This is a genomic window from Frederiksenia canicola (assembly GCF_011455495.1).
Taxonomy (GTDB): Bacteria; Pseudomonadota; Gammaproteobacteria; order Enterobacterales; family Pasteurellaceae; genus Frederiksenia; species Frederiksenia canicola.
Window position 1 is genome coordinate 44223 of the sequence record NZ_CP015029.1, and the last position, 18867, is coordinate 63089.

17 protein-coding genes are annotated in these 18867 nt (G+C 44.4%); 9 read left to right on the top strand and 8 right to left on the bottom strand.

What is annotated here, in order from left to right; genetic code table 11:
- Positions 1-723, bottom strand: coding sequence for a ribonuclease T2 family protein (locus A4G17_RS00215; protein ID WP_123955636.1), 723 nt, complete (start codon positions 721-723; stop codon positions 1-3).
- A gap of 211 nt (positions 724-934) precedes the next feature.
- Here A4G17_RS00215 and cysK point away from each other — a divergent pair, with 211 nt between their 5' ends.
- Entirely contained in the window at positions 935-1885 is a 951-nt protein-coding gene (gene cysK / locus A4G17_RS00220; RefSeq protein WP_123955635.1) for a cysteine synthase A, read from the top strand.
- A gap of 69 nt (positions 1886-1954) precedes the next feature.
- On the opposite strand, the gene A4G17_RS00225 is transcribed toward cysK, so the two are convergent.
- From A4G17_RS00225 to A4G17_RS00255, 7 genes are all read right to left on the bottom strand, one after another.
- Entirely contained in the window at positions 1955-2971 is a 1017-nt protein-coding gene (locus A4G17_RS00225; protein ID WP_123955634.1) for a YeiH family putative sulfate export transporter, read from the bottom strand.
- Positions 2972-3034: 63 nt separating this feature from the next.
- The gene (locus tag A4G17_RS00230; RefSeq protein WP_123955633.1) at positions 3035-3616 is read right to left on the bottom strand and encodes a porin family protein; all 582 of its coding nucleotides are present in this window, start codon (positions 3614-3616) and stop codon (positions 3035-3037) included.
- 109 nt (positions 3617-3725) lie between these two features.
- Positions 3726-6056, bottom strand: coding sequence for a ribonuclease R (gene rnr, locus A4G17_RS00235; RefSeq protein ID WP_123955632.1), 2331 nt, complete (start codon positions 6054-6056; stop codon positions 3726-3728).
- 219 nt (positions 6057-6275) lie between these two features.
- Positions 6276-7664 (bottom strand): argininosuccinate lyase, encoded by a 1389-nt coding sequence (argH, locus tag A4G17_RS00240; RefSeq protein ID WP_123955631.1) that lies wholly within the window; start codon positions 7662-7664, stop codon positions 6276-6278.
- A 157-nt stretch (positions 7665-7821) separates the two neighbouring features.
- The gene (locus A4G17_RS00245) at positions 7822-8853 is read right to left on the bottom strand and encodes an ABC transporter ATP-binding protein (protein WP_123955630.1); all 1032 of its coding nucleotides are present in this window, start codon (positions 8851-8853) and stop codon (positions 7822-7824) included.
- Between the two features lie 2 nt (positions 8854-8855).
- On the bottom strand, positions 8856-10511 hold the full coding sequence (locus A4G17_RS00250; RefSeq protein ID WP_123955629.1) for an ABC transporter permease: 1656 nt from the start codon (positions 10509-10511) through the stop codon (positions 8856-8858).
- Positions 10512-10672: 161 nt separating this feature from the next.
- On the bottom strand, positions 10673-11686 hold the full coding sequence (locus A4G17_RS00255; protein WP_123955628.1) for a Fe(3+) ABC transporter substrate-binding protein: 1014 nt from the start codon (positions 11684-11686) through the stop codon (positions 10673-10675).
- Positions 11687-11917: 231 nt separating this feature from the next.
- Between A4G17_RS00255 and rsxA the strand changes: the two genes are divergently transcribed.
- From rsxA to A4G17_RS00295, 8 genes are read left to right on the top strand one after another with little or no spacing between them, the layout of a single operon-like run.
- Positions 11918-12499, top strand: a complete 582-nt coding sequence (gene rsxA / locus A4G17_RS00260; protein WP_123955627.1) for an electron transport complex subunit RsxA — start codon at positions 11918-11920, stop codon at positions 12497-12499.
- Positions 12499-13110 (top strand): electron transport complex subunit RsxB, encoded by a 612-nt coding sequence (gene rsxB, locus A4G17_RS00265; protein ID WP_123955626.1) that lies wholly within the window; start codon positions 12499-12501, stop codon positions 13108-13110. The genes rsxA and rsxB overlap by 1 nt, the downstream gene beginning before the upstream one ends.
- Positions 13100-15163, top strand: a complete 2064-nt coding sequence (rsxC, locus tag A4G17_RS00270) for an electron transport complex subunit RsxC (RefSeq protein WP_165894243.1) — start codon at positions 13100-13102, stop codon at positions 15161-15163. Before rsxB ends, rsxC begins: the two co-directional genes overlap by 11 nt.
- Positions 15160-15795: a trimeric intracellular cation channel family protein gene (locus tag A4G17_RS00275; protein WP_123955624.1), complete on the top strand. Its 636-nt coding sequence runs from the start codon at positions 15160-15162 to the stop codon at positions 15793-15795. Before rsxC ends, A4G17_RS00275 begins: the two co-directional genes overlap by 4 nt.
- A gap of 13 nt (positions 15796-15808) precedes the next feature.
- Positions 15809-16462, top strand: a complete 654-nt coding sequence (locus A4G17_RS00280; protein WP_123955623.1) for a hypothetical protein — start codon at positions 15809-15811, stop codon at positions 16460-16462.
- A 28-nt stretch (positions 16463-16490) separates the two neighbouring features.
- The gene (gene rsxD, locus A4G17_RS00285; protein ID WP_123955622.1) at positions 16491-17552 is read left to right on the top strand and encodes an electron transport complex subunit RsxD; all 1062 of its coding nucleotides are present in this window, start codon (positions 16491-16493) and stop codon (positions 17550-17552) included.
- The gene (gene rsxG / locus A4G17_RS00290) at positions 17549-18181 is read left to right on the top strand and encodes an electron transport complex subunit RsxG (protein WP_123955621.1); all 633 of its coding nucleotides are present in this window, start codon (positions 17549-17551) and stop codon (positions 18179-18181) included. Before rsxD ends, rsxG begins: the two co-directional genes overlap by 4 nt.
- Positions 18172-18867 (top strand): electron transport complex subunit E, encoded by a 696-nt coding sequence (locus A4G17_RS00295; RefSeq protein WP_123955620.1) that lies wholly within the window; start codon positions 18172-18174, stop codon positions 18865-18867. The genes rsxG and A4G17_RS00295 overlap by 10 nt, the downstream gene beginning before the upstream one ends.

An 18867-nucleotide genomic window follows, 5' to 3' on the forward strand; every position in this document is an offset into this window, starting at 1 on the left:
TCATTGGCAATCTATTGGATTCCACTGTTTGTCGTAGCAAATGTAAAGTTCATTGCCACGAGACTCCAAGCCAACATTTTTCAGCTGCGGATTGAATTTTTTCATCCATTGAAACAGCTCTTTACGGGAAAGATCGTTGGCCGGTAAATTGAGACGGTGAAAGAGCTCACTTTGCTTAGCAAAATAGGTTTCTGCCGAATTAAAAGCACAAGAACCGTGCTTTTCCCACTGCCCTTGCAGTAAGTTTGCCCCAGGGGAATCGGGCAGATATTTTTTGATCAAGGCTTCCGAAACTGGCGGTAAATCACCTTGGCAAAAGCGTGGATGATCGCTCACTGCTTGAGCAGCCGCATTTTGTGGCCATAAACCGTGGATCACCCAGCCGAATTGAGCCGCCTCATTACATTGAAACTGTAAATGCTGCGGTATATTGCCGCCATTTTTCTGTTTCTGTTGCTCACAAAAACTCGGCGACCAAGAGAGCGATAACATATAGTAATCAAACGATCTCGCATTCTGCCCGTATTTATCTTTTGCCATAATGGTGTCGTAATTGCCTAACTCTTTTGGCAAATCAAGAGATTGACGTTGGCTCGCCGCTGTTTGAGTGGTTGGTTGTTCTTTTTTTTCGTTGTTCAGCCAAGTTAGTACAGAAGCGGCGACAATCACTGCAAGGGTGACTGCTTGAGTAAGGGTTCTTTTGGTGTTCGATTGTTTGCTCATACTGATTTTCTCCTTGGAAAAGGCGTACTATACCTTAAACAGATAGCCTTGCAAGCGGTCAGTTGTAGCTAATTTTTTGCAAAAAATCAGGCGAAAGTGACCGCTTGTATATCGCATTTGGTTATATAAAATGCTTTTTTCCTTGTTAGATTCTAGAAAAAATCCAGTATGCTACTGGAAATTCACAATTTATTTGATAGGAGACATTGAAATGACTATTTATGCAGATAACACCGAAACCATTGGCAACACCCCTCTTGTTCGTTTAAAGCACTTCGGTAATAACGGCAATTTGTTGGCGAAAGTAGAATCTCGTAACCCCAGTTTTAGCGTGAAATGCCGCATTGGGGCAAATATGGTATGGCAGGCGGAAAAAGACGGCATTCTAACTAAAGATAAAGAGATCATTGATGCCACCAGCGGCAATACGGGCATCGCCCTAGCCTATGTAGCAGCAGCCCGTGGCTACAAGATTACGCTTACTATGCCAGAAACAATGAGTATTGAACGCCGCCGCTTATTGCGTGGCTTAGGGGCAACGTTGGTACTCACTGAAGGGGCAAAAGGAATGAAGGGTGCAATTGCTAAGGCGGAAGAAATTCTCGCCAGCGATCCAAGCCGCTATGTGATGCTTAAACAGTTTGAAAATCCTGCTAACCCTGCCATCCACGAGCAAACCACGGGTCCTGAAATTTGGGATGCAACCGAAGGCAACATTGACGTATTCGTAGCAGGTGTTGGCACTGGTGGGACGATAACGGGCGTGAGCCGTTTTATCAAGCAGCAAAAAGGCAAGCAGATCATCAGCGTTGCCGTTGAGCCGAAAGAATCACCCGTCATCAGCCAAACCTTAAACGGTGAAGAAGTGAAACCGGGTCCGCATAAAATTCAAGGGATCGGGGCAGGCTTTATTCCGCAAAACTTGGATTTGCACTTAATCGATCGTGTTGAACAAGTCGATAGCGAAACCGCAATCGCCACCGCTCGTCGCATTATGGCGGAAGAAGGCATTTTAGTCGGTATTTCATCAGGTGCTGCCGTTGCCGCTGCTGATCGCATCGCAAAACTACCTGAGTTTGCCAACAAAACCGTGGTGGTCATTCTACCCTCCGCATCAGAGCGTTATTTGAGTACTTTGCTATTTGAAGACATTGAAGCCTAATTGGCAAGAAAAGGGGACACTTTCGTGTCCCACTTTGCCGAAATACGATAGACGCATTCACCGATTCTCTTAAAACTTGTAGCCTAATAATTTTTCCATTGCTAAATTGACAAAAAAACCACCAACAATCAACCAAATACAGACGAATGCACCAAGCAACAACGGCTTCATTCCCGCTTGTTTAATCGCACTAAACCGTGTAGTTAAACCCAATGCAGACATTGCCATTAGCAGCAACATGGTATCGAGTTGAATCAACATATTCACTAATGCGTTTGGTAATAAATTAAACGAGTTGAAAATCGCCACCCCGACAAAAAATACCGCAAACCATGGCATATTAATTTTATTATTCGCCGCACGGCTCTCTTTTTGTAACGAATAAGAAAGAGCAATAAGAAATGGGGCGAGCATCATCACACGAATCATTTTGCTGATCACCGCAGTATCGGCAACCGTTGGGTTAATATTGCTGCCGGCTGCATACACTTGAGCCACTTCATGTACACTTGAGCCAATGTAAATACCAAATTGGTGTGAACTGATGTATTGGCTTAAAAAAGGGTACATCATGGGGTAAATAAACATACAAATTGTGCCAAAAATCACAATTAATGCCACCGCAACCGAAACCTTATGAGCTTCCGATTTCACTACTGGCGAAGCAGCCATAATCGCCGCCGCGCCACAAATGCTGCAACCTGCTGCGGTGAGTTGTACGATTTGACGGTCAATTTTAAGTAATTTAATGCCGATCCAGCAGGTGATAAAAAAGGTCGCAATCAACATAATCGCATCGGTTGCAATGGCATTCATGCCAACGGAGCTAATGTCTTGCAAGGTAATTCGAAAACCGTACAGCACGATCCCTGTACGCAGTAAAAACGTTTTTGAAAAGTTAATGCCTTCAATCGTTTGGGCTTCAATTTTAGGATAAACCGTATTGCCCAATACCATCCCAATTAAAATGGCCAGCGTTAAGGCACTTAAATGTAAACGGGTGGCAAATTGAGTCTCGGCAAGAAACCAAGAGATGACGGCTAATGTCGCCACCACAATTAGCCCAAAGAGTTTATTTTGACTCATTATTCCTCCAAACAAAGAAAGGCATAATGGTTCACATTATGCCTTACACATCAACGGGCTATATTAGAAACGGTAAGTCGCGTTAGCACCAAATGTATTTGAGTTTAGGCTCTCACCATCAAATTTAATGCGGCCTCTTAAATATTCTGCCCCCACTTCAAAGTTCGAAGAGACGGCATATTTAGCCCCAAAACCGTAGTTAAATCCGCCTTTAGTTTCAGATACCGAGCGTTGGATGCTACCTGAATTGGTTGTTTCACCATCTTTTCCAGAAAATTTAGTCAATGAGTAACCCACTTTGACATATGGAAGTAAGTCAGGTAAAACACGGTAGCCTTGCAAATAACTTACATTAGCACGCCATTTTTCATCCACTTTAGCGTAGGAACCCGCACCATCATTTCTATCTAATAATTTAGACTTGTTTAATTTTACTTTACCTTCAACTAGACCGACTAAGTGATTACCGTAATCGATACCGTAATCAACAACAACGCCAACACCTGTAGCACGTTTTACATGTTCATATTTAGTTGAGGTTAAATCAAGACCAACACCAAAGCCAGTAAAGGTTTGACCAACAGGGGCGGCGAATGCGGCAGTAGAAGCGAAACCGAGTAATGTAGCGAATGCTAATTTTTTCATCTTTAATCTCCTATGAGTGAAAAAGCGGAGTCAGTTTACTCGCTGACTCCGCATTAAACAAGCAAAGGATTTTTTCATTTGCAAAAAATGGGAAGAATCCGACCGCTTGTTAGCGTTTTTTGCTCTTGCTAGTCGTCGATTTTTTGGCTTTTTTGGCGACTTTTGCTTTCTTTTTCTTTATCTTAACCGTGGCGACTTCTTTGAAAACAGGCGTGCCTTTTTTCGCTTTCTGTTTAGCGGTTTTGCCCGCTGAACGAGGTTTGCGAAGATTGCTGATTAAGGCGAAGTCGATTTTTTTATCGTCTAAATTTACGCCAATTACCCGTACTTTCACAGGATCGCCCAAGCGGTACATCATTCCGTTTTCACCAACTAAGCGTTGGCGATCGCTGTCGAAATGGTAGTAACCGTTATCGAGCGTGGAAATATGCACCAAGCCATCAATGAGTAATTCATTTAGTTTCACAAACAAGCCAAAGCCTGTCACGCTTGAAATCACGCCGTCAAATGTTTCACCGATATGGTCCTGCATATATTCGCATTTCAGCCAGTCGGCAACTTCACGGGTGGCATCATCGGCACGGCGTTCGGTGGCAGAGCATTTCTCACCAAACTGATCCATATCGTCTAGTTTATAGTGATAGCCACCGCCCTCGGTATAGTGGCGGGTGTTACCTTTTTGCTTTTCAATCAAATACTTAATTGCACGATGCAACAGCAAATCAGGATAACGGCGAATTGGCGACGTGAAGTGGGCGTATTCCGTCAATGCCAAGCCGAAATGCCCTTCGTTGTCTGGTGAATAAATCGCCTGCTTGAGCGAACGCAGCAGCATGGTTTGGATCAACTCACGATCAGGTCGTTCTCGAACTGTTTCAAGTAATTTGGCGTAATCTTTTGGCATTGGACTCAGTCCGCCATCCAAAAATAGCCCGCACTCTTTCAAGAAAGAGCGGAAACTAGTGAGCTTTTCTTCGCTTGGTTGTGCGTGAATGCGATATAAACTCGGTTCGTCCGCTTTTTCAACCAAACGAGCAGCGGCGATGTTGGCTAAAATCATACATTCTTCGATGATTTTATGGGCATCATTACGCACAAGCGGTTCAATTCGCTCAATTCTACCTTGCGGATTGAAAATAAATTGGTTTTCCACCGTTTCAAATTCAATTGCCCCACGTTGCTGGCGAGCAGCAACTAACACATTGTACATTTTGTACAAAGCTTCTAAATGTGGCACGAGCGGGGCGTAACGTTCCCGCAACGTTTCATCGCCTGAAAGTATGTTCCACACTTTGGTGTAGGTCAAACGGGCGTGGGAATTCATCACTGCTTCGTAGAATTGAAAATCGCCTAGCGAACCATTTTTCGATACTTGCATTTCAGCCACCAAACAGAGACGATCAACCTGCGGATTAAGTGAGCATAAGCCATTCGACAGCACTTCGGGCAACATTGGGATCACCCGATTTGGGAAATAAACCGAGTTACCACGCTGTTGGGCCTCAAGATCGAGAGCGGTTTTTGGGCGAACATAATAGCTCACATCGGCAATCGCCACCCACAACCGCCAGCCGTTTGGCTCCGCTTGGCAGAAAACGGCATCGTCAAAATCACGGGCACTTTCACCATCAATGGTCACCAGCGGGAGATGTCGCAAATCAACTCGCCCTAGCTTCGCTTCTTCAGGTACTTCTTCGTTAAATTGACGGATCTGTTTTTCAACCCCCTCGCTCCAAACGTGCGGAATTTCGTGGTTGCGTAACGCAATTTCAATTTCCATCCCTGGGGCAAGATTATCGCCGAGAATTTCGGTGATAAAACCGACAGGGCGTTTGAAATCCGCTTTACGTGGCTGAAGCTCAACGACCACCACTTGCCCCATTCTTGTCCCAAGGCGGTGTTCTTCGGGGATCAAAATATCTTGATTGATTCGGCTGTCGTCTGGCACCACATAGCTGATGCCTGATTCCGTGAAAAATCGTCCAACAATCTGCTTTTTGCGTGCTTCAAGCACTCGCACAATTCGCACTTCTTTACGGCCACGGCGATCAGTGCCATTTGGCTGAGCCAACACATAATCACCGTGCATCACTCGTAACATTTGAGCATTTGGAATAAACCAGTCGTCCGAGCCCTCCACCTGCAAAAAGCCGTAGCCATCACGGTGCCCGATAACCGTGCCTTTGAGCAAGTCCATTTTTTCAGGCAACGCATAGCGACGACCTTTAGTGAAGACCAGCTGACCGTCGTTTTCCATTGCTCGCAAACGGCGACGAATGGCTTCGGTGCGATCTTCATCCGCAATTTTAAAGGCGTTAAGCAACTCTACTTTGCTCATCGGCGCATCGTAATCACGAATGGTTTGTAGAATAAAATCTCGACTGGGTACGGGGTTTTCGTATTTTTCAAGTTCTTGTTGATAATTTGGATCTTGTTTCATATTTCTCGTTGTTTAAATATATAATTTATTGTTTTATTGATAAAAAAGTGAATTTAGATAAAAAATGACGGGGAATTTGGAATACTAAACTGACAATTTGATGAGAGCTTGCGTTCAACAAGCGGTGGGATTCTAGCACGGTTTTGCTAAATTGGCTAAATTCTGTTAAAAAATTTAAGCTCTCACAGGCAATGAGAGCTTATCATTACTGACAAGCGGTTAGATTCTCGCCATATTTTGCAAATTTGCTTTTGCCGCAGCGATAGCTTCGGCGATGCGTTCTAAGTTCACACCACCTTTAGCACAACGTTTTGCCAAGCAAGAGTCGAGCGATAAGATGGGGTAAACGTCTTCTCCAATTCCAGTATGGAACTGTTTAAACTCATCGAGAGAAAGAGCTTCCAACGCTTTGCGTTGGCTGATGGCGTACACCACAGCTTCGCCCACAATATGATGTGCTTCACGGAATGGAATGCCTTTTGCCACTAAGTAGTCGGCAAGCTCCGTTGCATTAGCGTAGCCTTGTTGTGCCGCTTCTTTAGTGCGTTCACTATCGACCTTGATGTCGTCTAGCACCAGTGACGAAATGTTCACACACGCCTGCCACGTTTCCAATGCATCGAAAATGCCTTCTTTGTCTTCTTGCATATCTTTATTATAAGCAAGCGGTAAGCCTTTGAGGGTGGTGAGTAAGCCCGTTAATGCCCCAAAAACTCGCCCCGTTTTACCCCGTACTAATTCACACGCATCAGGGTTTTTCTTTTGTGGCATCAGCGATGACCCCGAAGTAACACGGTCAGAAAGCTCAACAAAATGCGATTCACCGCTGTTAAAGATGATTAAATCTTCTGCAAAACGAGAAAGGTGCATCATACTGATTGAGGCGGCAGAAAGTAATTCCAAAACGTGATCGCGATCAGAGACACTGTCTAAACTGTTGCGAGTCGCCGTTTCAAAGCCCAAATGCTGTGCTAACAAATCACGATCGATCGCATACGCCGTACCAGCCAATGCCCCCGAGCCGAGCGGGCAAGTGTTCATTCGTTTATAGGCATCAGTCAAGCGGCTGTAATCACGTTCTAACATTTCGTAATACGCCATACACCAGTGTGCAAAAGTAATCGGCTGAGCACGTTGTAAATGGGTGTAGCCTGGCATAATGGCGTGCTGATTGGCTTCGGCGGTTTCGACTAATTTTTCTTGCAACGCACGCACCGACTCTTGCAGCGAAATCACTTGGGCTTTACACCACAGTTTCATATCGACGGCAACTTGGTCATTACGGCTACGCCCCGTGTGCAATTTTTTACCGAGATCGCCAACTTTTTTGATCAGTTGTAATTCTACCCAGCTGTGAATATCTTCTGCATCTTCTTGCAGGACAATCGCTAAATTCGGTGCTACTTCCGCGCGTAATTGCTTGAGTGCGGCAATCAAGCGGTCTAATTCTGCCTCGTCGATCACACCAACAGAGTGGATCGCCTTAGCCCAACCGATTGAGCCATCAATATCTTGCAAGGCTAAACGGTAGTCAAAACGCAATGAATCGTTAAAATATTTGAATTGTTGATCGGCAGCTTGTGTAAACCGCCCGCCCCAAAGTGCCATAGTTGTTCCTTATGAATCTGTCAAAATGCACAAAGGCTTTGCCAACGCAACTCAAATTGCTTTGGCAAGCCGTGTAAGGTGATTTGCAAAAAATAAAGCGGATCTAACCGCTTGTAATGGCTGAATTATTGCATAATTATGCATTCAAATTCAATAATTATTTATTTTGAATCGCATTTTTGTTGAACAACACTAACTCTCGGCATTGGAAACCCACTGAAACGGTACTGTTGATAGAAAGATCATTGACACTATAAACCGTCAGTTCAACGCCATTAATCGCAATCTTATAGCGATGAAACTGCCCAAGAAACAATTTTTCAACCACCATGCCTTTGCCTGTTGGTTCATTTTTAATCACCAGCTGTTCTGGGCGAAGTAACCAATGATACTGCCCTTGCTGATAAGGCATTTCTGGAAACTGATAATCGCCAATTGGGCTTTCAAGCCATTGACTCGATTTCACTTCGGTTTGTAAATAGTTTGTCCCCCCAAGAAAATCTGCCACAAATTTATTTATAGGAGAATGATAAAGTGCGGTAGGTGTGCCAAATTGCACAATTTTGCCCTGATCCATCACCGCAATTTTGTCCGCAAAGGCAAAGGCCTCTTCTTTACTGTGTGTGACAAAAATGGCAGGGACTTTTTGGCTTTTTAAAATTTGCTTGATTTCTTGAATCATCTCGTAGCGGGTTTGGCTATCAATGTTTGAGAATGGTTCATCTAATAAAAGCAGTTCTGGCTTACATGCCAAGGCTCTTGCAATCGCTACACGCTGTTGCTGTCCCCCCGAAAGTTCGTGCGGATAACGCCCTTCAAAGCCACATAGCTTCACTACCGACAGCATCTGCCCACAAATGGCATTTTGTTCTTCTTTGGATAATTTGGTTAAGCCGAATTGGATATTTTCCTGCACCGTTAAATGCGGAAACAACGCATAATCCTGAAAAATCAACCCAATATGGCGATCTTCCACTGCTTTCTGTGACAAATCTTGTCCACCGAGATGAATTGCCCCCTCGGAAATTGGCAATAAACCTGCAATGGCTTTTAACAGCGTCGTTTTTCCGCAACCACTTGCCCCTAACAGGCAGATAATTTCATTTTCATCGACTGCTAAATCTAAAGATTTAAGCACTGCGGTTTGATCGAACCTAGCACTAAGATTTTGAATTTCAAGGACTTTCATTTTTATCGTTCTTTTTGAGATTGAGAAATTAATGAACGAGTGAGCCAAATAACAGGGATCAACCCAACTAACACCAACACAATCGCTGGTAATGCTGCTCGCTCTAACTGTTCATCAGAAGTAAAAGTAAACACATGAGTGGCAAGTGTATCGAAATTGAACGGACGCAGCAGTAAAGACGCATTCAGTTCTTTCATACTTTCAATAAACACCATTAATCCCGCAGTAATAATACCTTTTGAAATTAATGGAATATGGATTTTTCTAAACATATTTGCCCCATTACTTCCCATGGTTTGGCTTGCCATATCCAATGAAGGGGAAACTCGCCCTAATGAAGTTTCTAGGCTGCCAATTGCCATCGCTAAAAAGCGAATCGTGTAAGCCAGCACTAACGCAAATAAAGAGCCTGAAAAAATCAACCCCACGGGTGATAAATCTAGTGATTTTAACAAATGGTGCAAACTATGATCGGCAAAAGTCAGTGGTGAAAGCAGCCCAATAGCCAACACCGTGCCAGGGATCGCATACCCCAGAGAAGAAAACTGCAACGACAAGCGGGTAGTTCGTTGCCAAAATTTACCACTGCTATATGAAAGACGGTGAGCTAGATGAAGTAGCAACGCCACAGCCACAGTCACAATCGAAGCAATCACAGAAACCTTCAAACTATTCACGGCAAATTGCACGAAATCCAAATTCCACGACTGTTCAAAATAATCATACGCCCAGTAGAGTAAACGCCCAAAAGGAATAAAAAATGCCAACGACAGCAAGCCCCAGCACCAAAACTGTGCCGCCCATAATTTCCAACCGGTCAATGTTCTAAATGCGGTTTTCTTTTCGTAGCCGCGTTGATAACTTTTCTGCTTACGGCGGCTATACTGTTCAACACTAATGAGCAAGAAAATCATTAACAGCATGAGAATTGAAATACGGCTTGCCGTGCCAAGATCGTGAAAACCGAGCCACGAATCGTAAATTGCTGTGGTTAACGTTGGCACAGCAAAGTAAGACACCGTACCAAAATCGCCCAACGTTTCCATCGCGATTAACGCCATCCCCACCGCAATAGCTGGACGAATCAATGGAAAAGTAATACGGCGGAAAATTTGAGCAGAACTGGCACCTAACATTTTGGCACTATGGGTAAGATTTTCTGACTGCTCCAGTAACGCCACTCGAACAAGTAAAAAGAGATAAGGATACAGCACTAAAGCGAGTACAAAGCTCGCCCCATAAAGGGTACGAATTTGTGGAAACCAGTAATCATGTGGACTTTTCCAGCCAAAAATGTTCCGTAGCATTTCCTGAAAACTGCCCGAATAGTCGAGCAAATCAGTATAGAGAAAGGCGATTAAATAGGCAGGCATTGCCAACGGCAAACAAAGCAACCATTGCAGCGTTTTCTGCCCGAAGAATTGATAATTTGCGACAATCCATGCGGAAGGTAAGGCAAAAATCAGAGAAAGAAAAACAGTTCCAAATACAAGCAATGCCGAATTCAGCACATAGTTGCCTAACATGGTGTTCCAAAAATGAATCAAGTTGTCCATTTCGCCGCTGAGTGCGTGATAACCTAACGCTAATAACGGTAACAACACCAATAAGGTGGCAAGCAATGCCCCAAAATGCCAAGAAAGATAACGGTTTTTCATTGTAAAAATTAGAAAATTTTAAATAATTGATCGCTTTTTTACGTTCAATAAAAAATAGAACAGGACGCACCGAAAATTCGGCTGCGTCCATATCAAAATAAGATTGCAAGCGGTAAGATCTGCAAAACTTTTACAGGATCTGGCCGCTTGTATCACAAAAGTTACTCGTCAAACTTCACTTCATCAACAAGTTTTAACGCTTTGTTATAATTTTTCGCGATATCTTCCAGTTTGATCGCATCCGCAGAGTATGTTCCCCAACCTTCTACTAATTTAGATGGTTTTACGCCCGCTTTTACTGGATACTCGTGGTTTAATTCTGCATAAAGGGCTTGTGCTTTGTCGCCACTGAGATACTCGATCAACTTCACGGCATTCGCTTTATTTGGTGAGTGTTTCGCCACAGCCACTGCACTGATGTTGAAGTGAGTACCAAATTTGCCTTGTGGGAAGTTAAGAATTGCGGCTTCAGCAGCTGGACGTGATTTTTCATCGTCTAACATTTTACCGTAGTAGTAGCTGTTACCTAATGCATAATCACATACGCCTTCTTTGATCGCTTTGATTTGGTCACGGTCACCACCTTGTGGTTTTTGTGCCAAGTTGGCTTTTAAGCCCTTAAGGAAGTTACGGGTCGCTTCTTCGCCGTAGTGTTCAATCATCGCTGCGAATAAAGAAACGTTGTAAGAGTTTTTACCTGAACGTACACAAATTTTGCCTTTATATTCAGGTTTGGCTAAATCTAGGTAGTCAAAGCCTGCTGGTAATTTACCAACGCGATCTTTTGAAGTGTAGATAACACGTGCACGTTTGGTTAAACCGAACCATTCATCGTTAGAATCACGGAATTGTTCAGGGATATTTTTCTCAAGCACTTTTGAATCCACTTTTTGTGCTAAACCTGCATTCACAATTTCCATTACACGGCTAATATCAACGGTCAAAAGCACATCTGCTGGGCTTAACTCGCCTTCTTTTTTCACACGATCAACCAACCCTTTGTCTGCAAAGATCACATTCACTTTGATGCCAGTGTCTTTTTCAAAGTTTTTGAGCATTGGCTCAATTAAGTATGGTTGACGGTAAGAATACACATTGACTTCGTTTGCTGCTAAAGCAGAGGTTGAAGCCGCTAATGCAGAAAGAACTGCAACGGTTGAGAGTGCTTTTTTCATAAAAAATCCTTTAATTGACGATAATTGAGGGTAAATGAAACGAGCGAAGTGTAGAAATATATTCCCGATTTGTCAATGCGAACTGTTCCTATTTACAAAAAAGTGTGATCCAAATCACATTTTCCATTTGCAAAAAATGGGCTGGATCTGACCGCTTGTAACGGAATTTCTTGTCCAAACGGGCGAAAAAACGGATAATACGCCCCATTTTTGCAAGAAATTTTAGCGGCTATGGTGGAATATATTTTACTGGTCATCGGCACGGCGTTGATAAACAACTTTGTGTTGGTGAAATTTTTAGGGTTATGTCCGTTTATGGGGGTGTCGAAAAAGGTCGAGACCGCCATTGGCATGGGAATGGCAACCACATTTGTACTCACGGTGGCATCGCTCTCTGCCTATTTGGTCGACACCTACATTCTCGCCCCGCTCAACGCTCAATTTCTTCGAACCTTGGTTTTCATTTTAGTGATTGCAGTGATTGTGCAGCTCACGGAAATGATCGTCCACAAAACCAGCCCAACCCTTTATCGCTTGTTGGGCATCTATTTGCCGCTGATTACCACCAACTGTGCGGTGCTTGGCGTGGCGTTACTCAATGTGAATTTATCTAACAATCTTGTGGCATCGGTGCTATACGGTTTCGGAGCGGCCGCGGGTTTTTCATTGGTATTGGTGCTGTTTTCCGCCTTACGTGAGCGATTAGCTGCCGCCGATGTACCAAAAGCCTTTCAAGGTGCGTCAATCGCCTTGATCACCGCAGGATTGATGTCATTAGCCTTCATGGGCTTTACAGGTTTAGTCAAAATTTAATGGATTCTACGATTATTTATCTTGTGATTGGCGTGATCGCCCTGATTGCCTTGATTTTCGGGGCGATGCTTGGCTATTCGTCAATTAAACTGAAAGTTGAAGCCGACCCGATTGTCGAGCAGATCGATGCACTATTACCGCAAAGCCAATGCGGTCAGTGTGGCTATCCGGGCTGCAAGCCTTATGCAGAAGCAGTCGCAAACGGTGATGATATAACCAAATGCGTCCCTGGTGGGCAGCCGTTGGTGGTGAAACTTGCTGATTTAATGGGCGTAGATGTGCCAGACACCAACAGCGAAACACCTGAAACAATGGTAGCGATTATTCACGAAGAGATGTGTATTGGTTGCACCAAATGTATCGCCGCTTGCCCTGTTGATGCGATTATCGGTACCAACAAAGCGATGCACACCGTGATCGCCGATCTCTGTACAGGCTGCGAACTCTGTGTTGCCCCTTGCCCAACGGATTGTATTGAGATGATAAAAGTTAAGCCCACCGCCAAAACGTGGAACTGGCAATTCGATCAAAATTTGATTATCCCGATTGTAAATACCACAGAAATCACCCCAAAACTTGTCGTTGGTGTGGAGAAGAACAATGGAAAATGATGTTTTAAGTCGCATTCGCCAAGGCAAGCTGTGGGATTTCCCAGGTGGCGTTCATCCGCCTGAAATGAAGATGCAATCGAACCAAAAACCGATCCGCACGCTGCATTTGCCGAAGTTTTTCTATGTGCCAGTGATTCAACACACTGGTACAGCAGGCGACGTGATCGTCAACATTGGCGATGATGTACTCAAAGGACAGCCACTCACTAAAGGTGAAAACTACCGTCAATTGCCTGTCCACAGCCCAACCTCTGGCAAAGTGATTGCGATTCAGCCTTATGTGTCATCACACCCTTCGGGCATTGCTGAACTCACTATCGTGATTGAAACGGATGGCAAAGATCAATGGTGCGAACGCCAGCCGATTGATAATTTCTTGCAGCTTACAAGCGGTCAGATTATCGAAAAAGTTTACCAAGCAGGTATTGCTGGCTTGGGTGGTGCCGTGTTCCCAACGTCGAGCAAACTCGATTTCGCCGACAAACGCTGTAAGCTATTGATTATTAATGGTGCAGAATGTGAGCCGTACATCACCTGCGATGATCGCTTAATGCAAGACTACACCGCTGAAATGCTCGAAGGTATTCGCATTTTACGCTATGTGCTACGCCCTGAAGAAGTGGTGCTGGCGATTGAAGACAACAAACCGAAAGCGATTAAAGCGGTACAAAACGCCTTGAAAGGGGCAAACGACATCAGCGTACGAATAATCCCGACGAAATATCCATCTGGAGCGAGTGATCAGTTGGTACAAGTACTAACGGGCTTAGAAATCCCGCAAGGCAAACGCACCATCGAAATGGGCATTGTGATGCACAATGTCGGTACCGCATTTGCGGTGAAACGAGCGGTAATTGATGATGAGCCGCTGATCGAACGGGTCGTTACTCTCACGGGCGATAAAATCCGCAATAAAGGTAACGTTTGGGCTCGTCTCGGCACACCGATTTTGCATCTGCTTGAGCAAGTCGATTACCAAGCGGACGAGCGTTTTCCTGTTTTCCTTGGTGGACCAATGATGGGCTTTATTCTCCCGTCGTTGCAGTCACCCGTCACCAAAACGGCCAACTGCATTATCGCCCCTGATCATTTTGAGTATGCCCCGCCACAACCTGAACGCAGTTGTATCCGCTGTTCTGCTTGCTCTGATGCTTGCCCAGTAGGCTTACTGCCACAGCAACTTTATTGGTTCGCCCGCTCGGAAGATCACGATAAATCAAAAGAATATCATCTCGATGCCTGCATTGAATGTGGCATTTGTGCCTACGTCTGCCCAAGCTACATTCCACTCATTCAATATTTTCGCCAAGAAAAAGCGAAAATTGCCGACATGGATGAAAAAGCCCGCAAAGCCGAAGAAGCCAAACAACGTTTTGAAGCCCGAGAAGCAAGGCTCAACAAGGAGAAAGAAGCTCGCACCGCCCGCATTCAACAGGCAGCAGAAAAACGCCGAGAAGAAGTGGCAAACAGCGAAGGTGAAGATCCAGTAAAAGCCGCTCTCGCCCGTTTGAAAGCAAAAAAACAGAATTCTGCCGAGACTAGCGAAAGCAATAGCGTAACCGTTAAAGCCAACGGCGAACCTGATAACCGCGATTTAATGGCACAACGCCGAGCAAGACGCTTGGCAAAACAAGCGGAACAAGGCCACCTCTCCGATGCTAGTGGCATTCCACCACAAGAATCCGAGCCTCTCGTACAAGCAAGTGAGAGTGAAAACGCCGATCCAAGAAAAGCCGCCGTGGCTGCGGCTCTCGCTCGAGCTAAAGCCAAGAAAGCGGCTCAACAAGCGGTCAGTGCCGAGCAACATTTTGCAAAGGTCGAGCCGACTGAAACGGCAGAAAACGTTGATCCACGCAAAGCCGCCGTGGCTGCGGCTCTCGCTAGAGCTAAAGCCAAGAAAGCGGCTCAACAAGCGGTCAGTGCCGAGCAACATTTTGCAAAGGTCGAGCCGACTGAAACGGCAGAAAACGTTGATCCACGCAAAGCCGCCGTGGCTGCGGCGATTGCACGGGCGAAGGCGAAAAAAGCCGCCCAACAAGGAGAAACCCCATGATAAACGATCTTTTCCCGGCATTTCCGTGGTCGTTTTTGTTTATCCAAGATCTCATCGGCACCATCGTATTTGCGATTTCGGGGGCGATCGCCGCTCGCCAGCACAAAATGGATATTTTCGGTATGTTTGTGCTGGCATTTGTTACTGGCGTGGGAGGCGGCACTCTGCGAGATGTGATGATCGGCAGCACACCTGTATTCTGGATGAAACAGCCAATTTATGTGCTAATGATCTCTATTGCTGTGATTTTAGTCGCTATTTTGCGTAATCAAATTGACCGTGCTTACTGGAAAAAAGGCTTGTTGATCTTTGATGCGATTGGGCTTGGCGTATTTACCGTAATTGGTGTACAAAAAGGGATCGACTTCGGACTACATCCACTGATTTGCATTGCTCTCGGTGGCGTGACAGGCTGTTTTGGCGGGTTAATTCGCGATATTTTACGCAACGAAGTACCGATTATTTTGCAAAAAGAAGTGTATGTAACTGCAAGCCTTATCGGTGGAATTATTTTTATCCTATTCCGTGATGCTGGTTTTGAAAGCAATTGGATAGATGTCGCAACGGTGACTACCGTAATTGCAATCCGAATGTTCACTATTCGCTATAATTTGCACTTACCTAAAGTCTAATAAGGAATTTTTTATGAAGCACTTAGTCAAAGTTTGTTTAGTTGGTTTGTCACTTTTACTTTCCAGCTGCACCATTTTTCTTTGGTCACACGATCCTGCTGTCCGTAGTCATACATATTATGAACAATCGGCAATGGATACTGTACGAGCGTTTGGCAAAACACAGGCTAAAAATAACGAACAGCTAGTAATGATTGGCGATTCCTATTGGTATTTTATTGATGAAAGAAATACGGCAGAACTATTAAAAGTGCTAAATACCAAACTACCAAAAGCTTTTTCTACCCCAAATAATAAGCCTTTTAAGGTGCTATTGGCAGACGATGCTCAATCGTTTAGTTCAAGTTTCACCCTATATTATGAACCACAAAATGACAATGAAAAGAACGTGTTAAAAGCATTAGGCTTTAGCTCAACTAAAAAACCAGGGCTGTATGAAAAAGACTACGATTTGAAAGGGAAAATCTATCGTTCTAGTAAAAAAATCAACCATCATTATCAGTTTGAAACGGCACTCCCCATTTCCATTCAGGTTGGCAAAACATCGAGTGAGGTTGATCCTATAAAGTTGATTGAGAAAATTACGATGACACCAATAACATTGGCTGGCGATGTAGTATTAGTAGCAATTGAATTGGTGTTTTCCCCATTGAGTTTATTTGAATAAAAAAGAATTGATTAAGAAGGATATCTTGATGTTCAAAATGATCAGCTCACCTCATACCCATTCGAGCAATCTCACCGCCAACTTTATGCTGTGGGTGATTGCGGCGATGTTGCCTGCGTTGTTGGTGCAATGGTATTTCTTTGGTTATGGCGTGTTAATACAAATCGCCGTGGCAGTGGGCTTGGCGATTGGAATTGAAATTGGCGTGGCAAAACTTCGCCGAAAACCGACCGCTTTCTACTTAGCAGATATGTCGGGCATTTTGACCGCATTAATTTTAGCGATGTCTATTCCGCCTTATTCACCGTATTGGTTAACGTTAATTGGTATAGCAGCTGCATTGTTGTTAGCAAAGCACGTCTATGGCGGTTTGGGGCAAAATTTGTTCAACCCTGCGATGATCGGCTATGCGTTGCTGTTGGTCTCTTTCCCATTGCAAATGACCGCTTGGTTACCACCGCTTGATCTATTAAGTGAACCACCAACCTTTGCGGATAGCTTTTCACTGATTTTTACGGGTGTCACCACCGATGGCTTTAGCATTCACCAACTGATTAGCAGCGTAGATGGTATTACTTCTGCCACGGTGCTAGATGGTGCGAAAACCACGCTGGCAAAAAACGATTTTGCTGAAGCACATCGTCTTGCAGATCTGCTTTATCAACATGTTTTACTAGGCGGTTGGGGGCAACTCAATCTGGCCTTTTTGCTTGGTGGTATTTTATTGATTTATAAACGCATTATTCACTGGCAAATTCCCGCAGCGATGTTATCAACCTTTGTAATTCTCAGTGGCATGACTGATATTTTCACCCATTCGGCGTGGACAATGCCACTGCAACTATTTAGCGGAGCGATGATGTTCGGAGCATTTTTTATTGCAACAGACCCTGTCTCTGCTTCAATTACACCAAAAGGCAAATTGATTTTCGGAGCCTTAGTAGGACTGCTCGTTTATCTCATTCGCTATTTCGGCAATTACCCTGACGGGGTGGCGTTTGCCGTATTACTGGCAAACATTTGCGTACCGCTGATTGATCACTATACCCAACCACGTTTATACGGCACAAAATTAGGCGGTAAAGGATGAAAACATCAGTTATTACAACTCGCTATGCGTTGATTTTAGGGACAGTTGCTCTGCTTTGCACAGCGCTTTCCACGGCGGTGTTTTGGCTAACCCAAGCCCGCATTGATGCCGTTACTGCTGAACAGCAACGTAAATTGCTGTTAGAAGTTGTGCCACAACGCTATTTTGATAATGATTTGCTGGCAACTTGCAAAGTGTTGGATATGCCAAAGCAGCAATTCCTCAACAAAATTTTTGTTGCAAAAAAACAGGGAAATCTGACCGCTTACGCCATTCAAACTACCGCGCCAGACGGCTATTCGGGTGATATTGTATTGCTAATCGGGATTCAACCCGATGGTACGGTGCTTGGCGTACGAACGCTAGCACACAAAGAAACCCCAGGGCTTGGTGATAAAATCGATACTCGAGTTTCTGACTGGATTACCCGTTTCAACGGTAAAAAATTCAGTCTAGAAAGCGAACTGCAATGGGCAGTCAAAAAAGACGGTGGACAATTCGACCAATTCACGGGTGCTACCATTACCCCAAGAGCCGTGGTAAATATGGTACGAAACAGCGCCAAGTGGGTTGTGAGTGAATTAAATACCAAACCTGAAATGCTTGAGAAATTTATACAATGTCAGTAGAAAACCAAATTCCTATTCAACAAGTTGATGTGCAACTGCAACCCCCATCAATGTGGAAAACGTTATTTACCCAAGGCATTTGGTCAAACAATGGTGCTTTGGTGCAGCTACTTGGGCTGTGTCCATTATTGGCAGTGTCGAATAATGTCACCAATGCCCTTGGACTGGGGCTGGCAACACTGCTAGTGTTAGTGATGACAAATACCGTAGTGTCGCTATTCCGAAAATGGATCCCACATGATATTCGCATTCCGATTTATGTGATGATTATCGCCACGGCGGTAACCACCATTCAGCTGCTAATGAACGCTTTTGCCTACCCCGTTTATCAATCTTTAGGGATTTTTATCCCGCTGATTGTCACTAACTGTATCGTGATCGGGAGGGCAGAAGCCTTTGCCTCCAAAAATGGCGTGCTACATTCCGCCTTTGACGGATTTGCAATGGGCTTAGGAATGTTGCTCAGTCTTGTCTTACTTGGTACGTTGCGAGAAGTCATCGGTAACGGCACACTATTTGACGGCTTAGATTTGTTACTAGGCGATTGGGCGAAAGGAGCAAAAATCGACTTATTGCATCTTGATTCAGGCTTACTGCTCGCAATTTTGCCTCCAGGGGCATTTATCGGTTTAGGGTTCATTTTAGCGGTGAAAAACCTGATTGATCATCGCAAAAAACGCAAATAA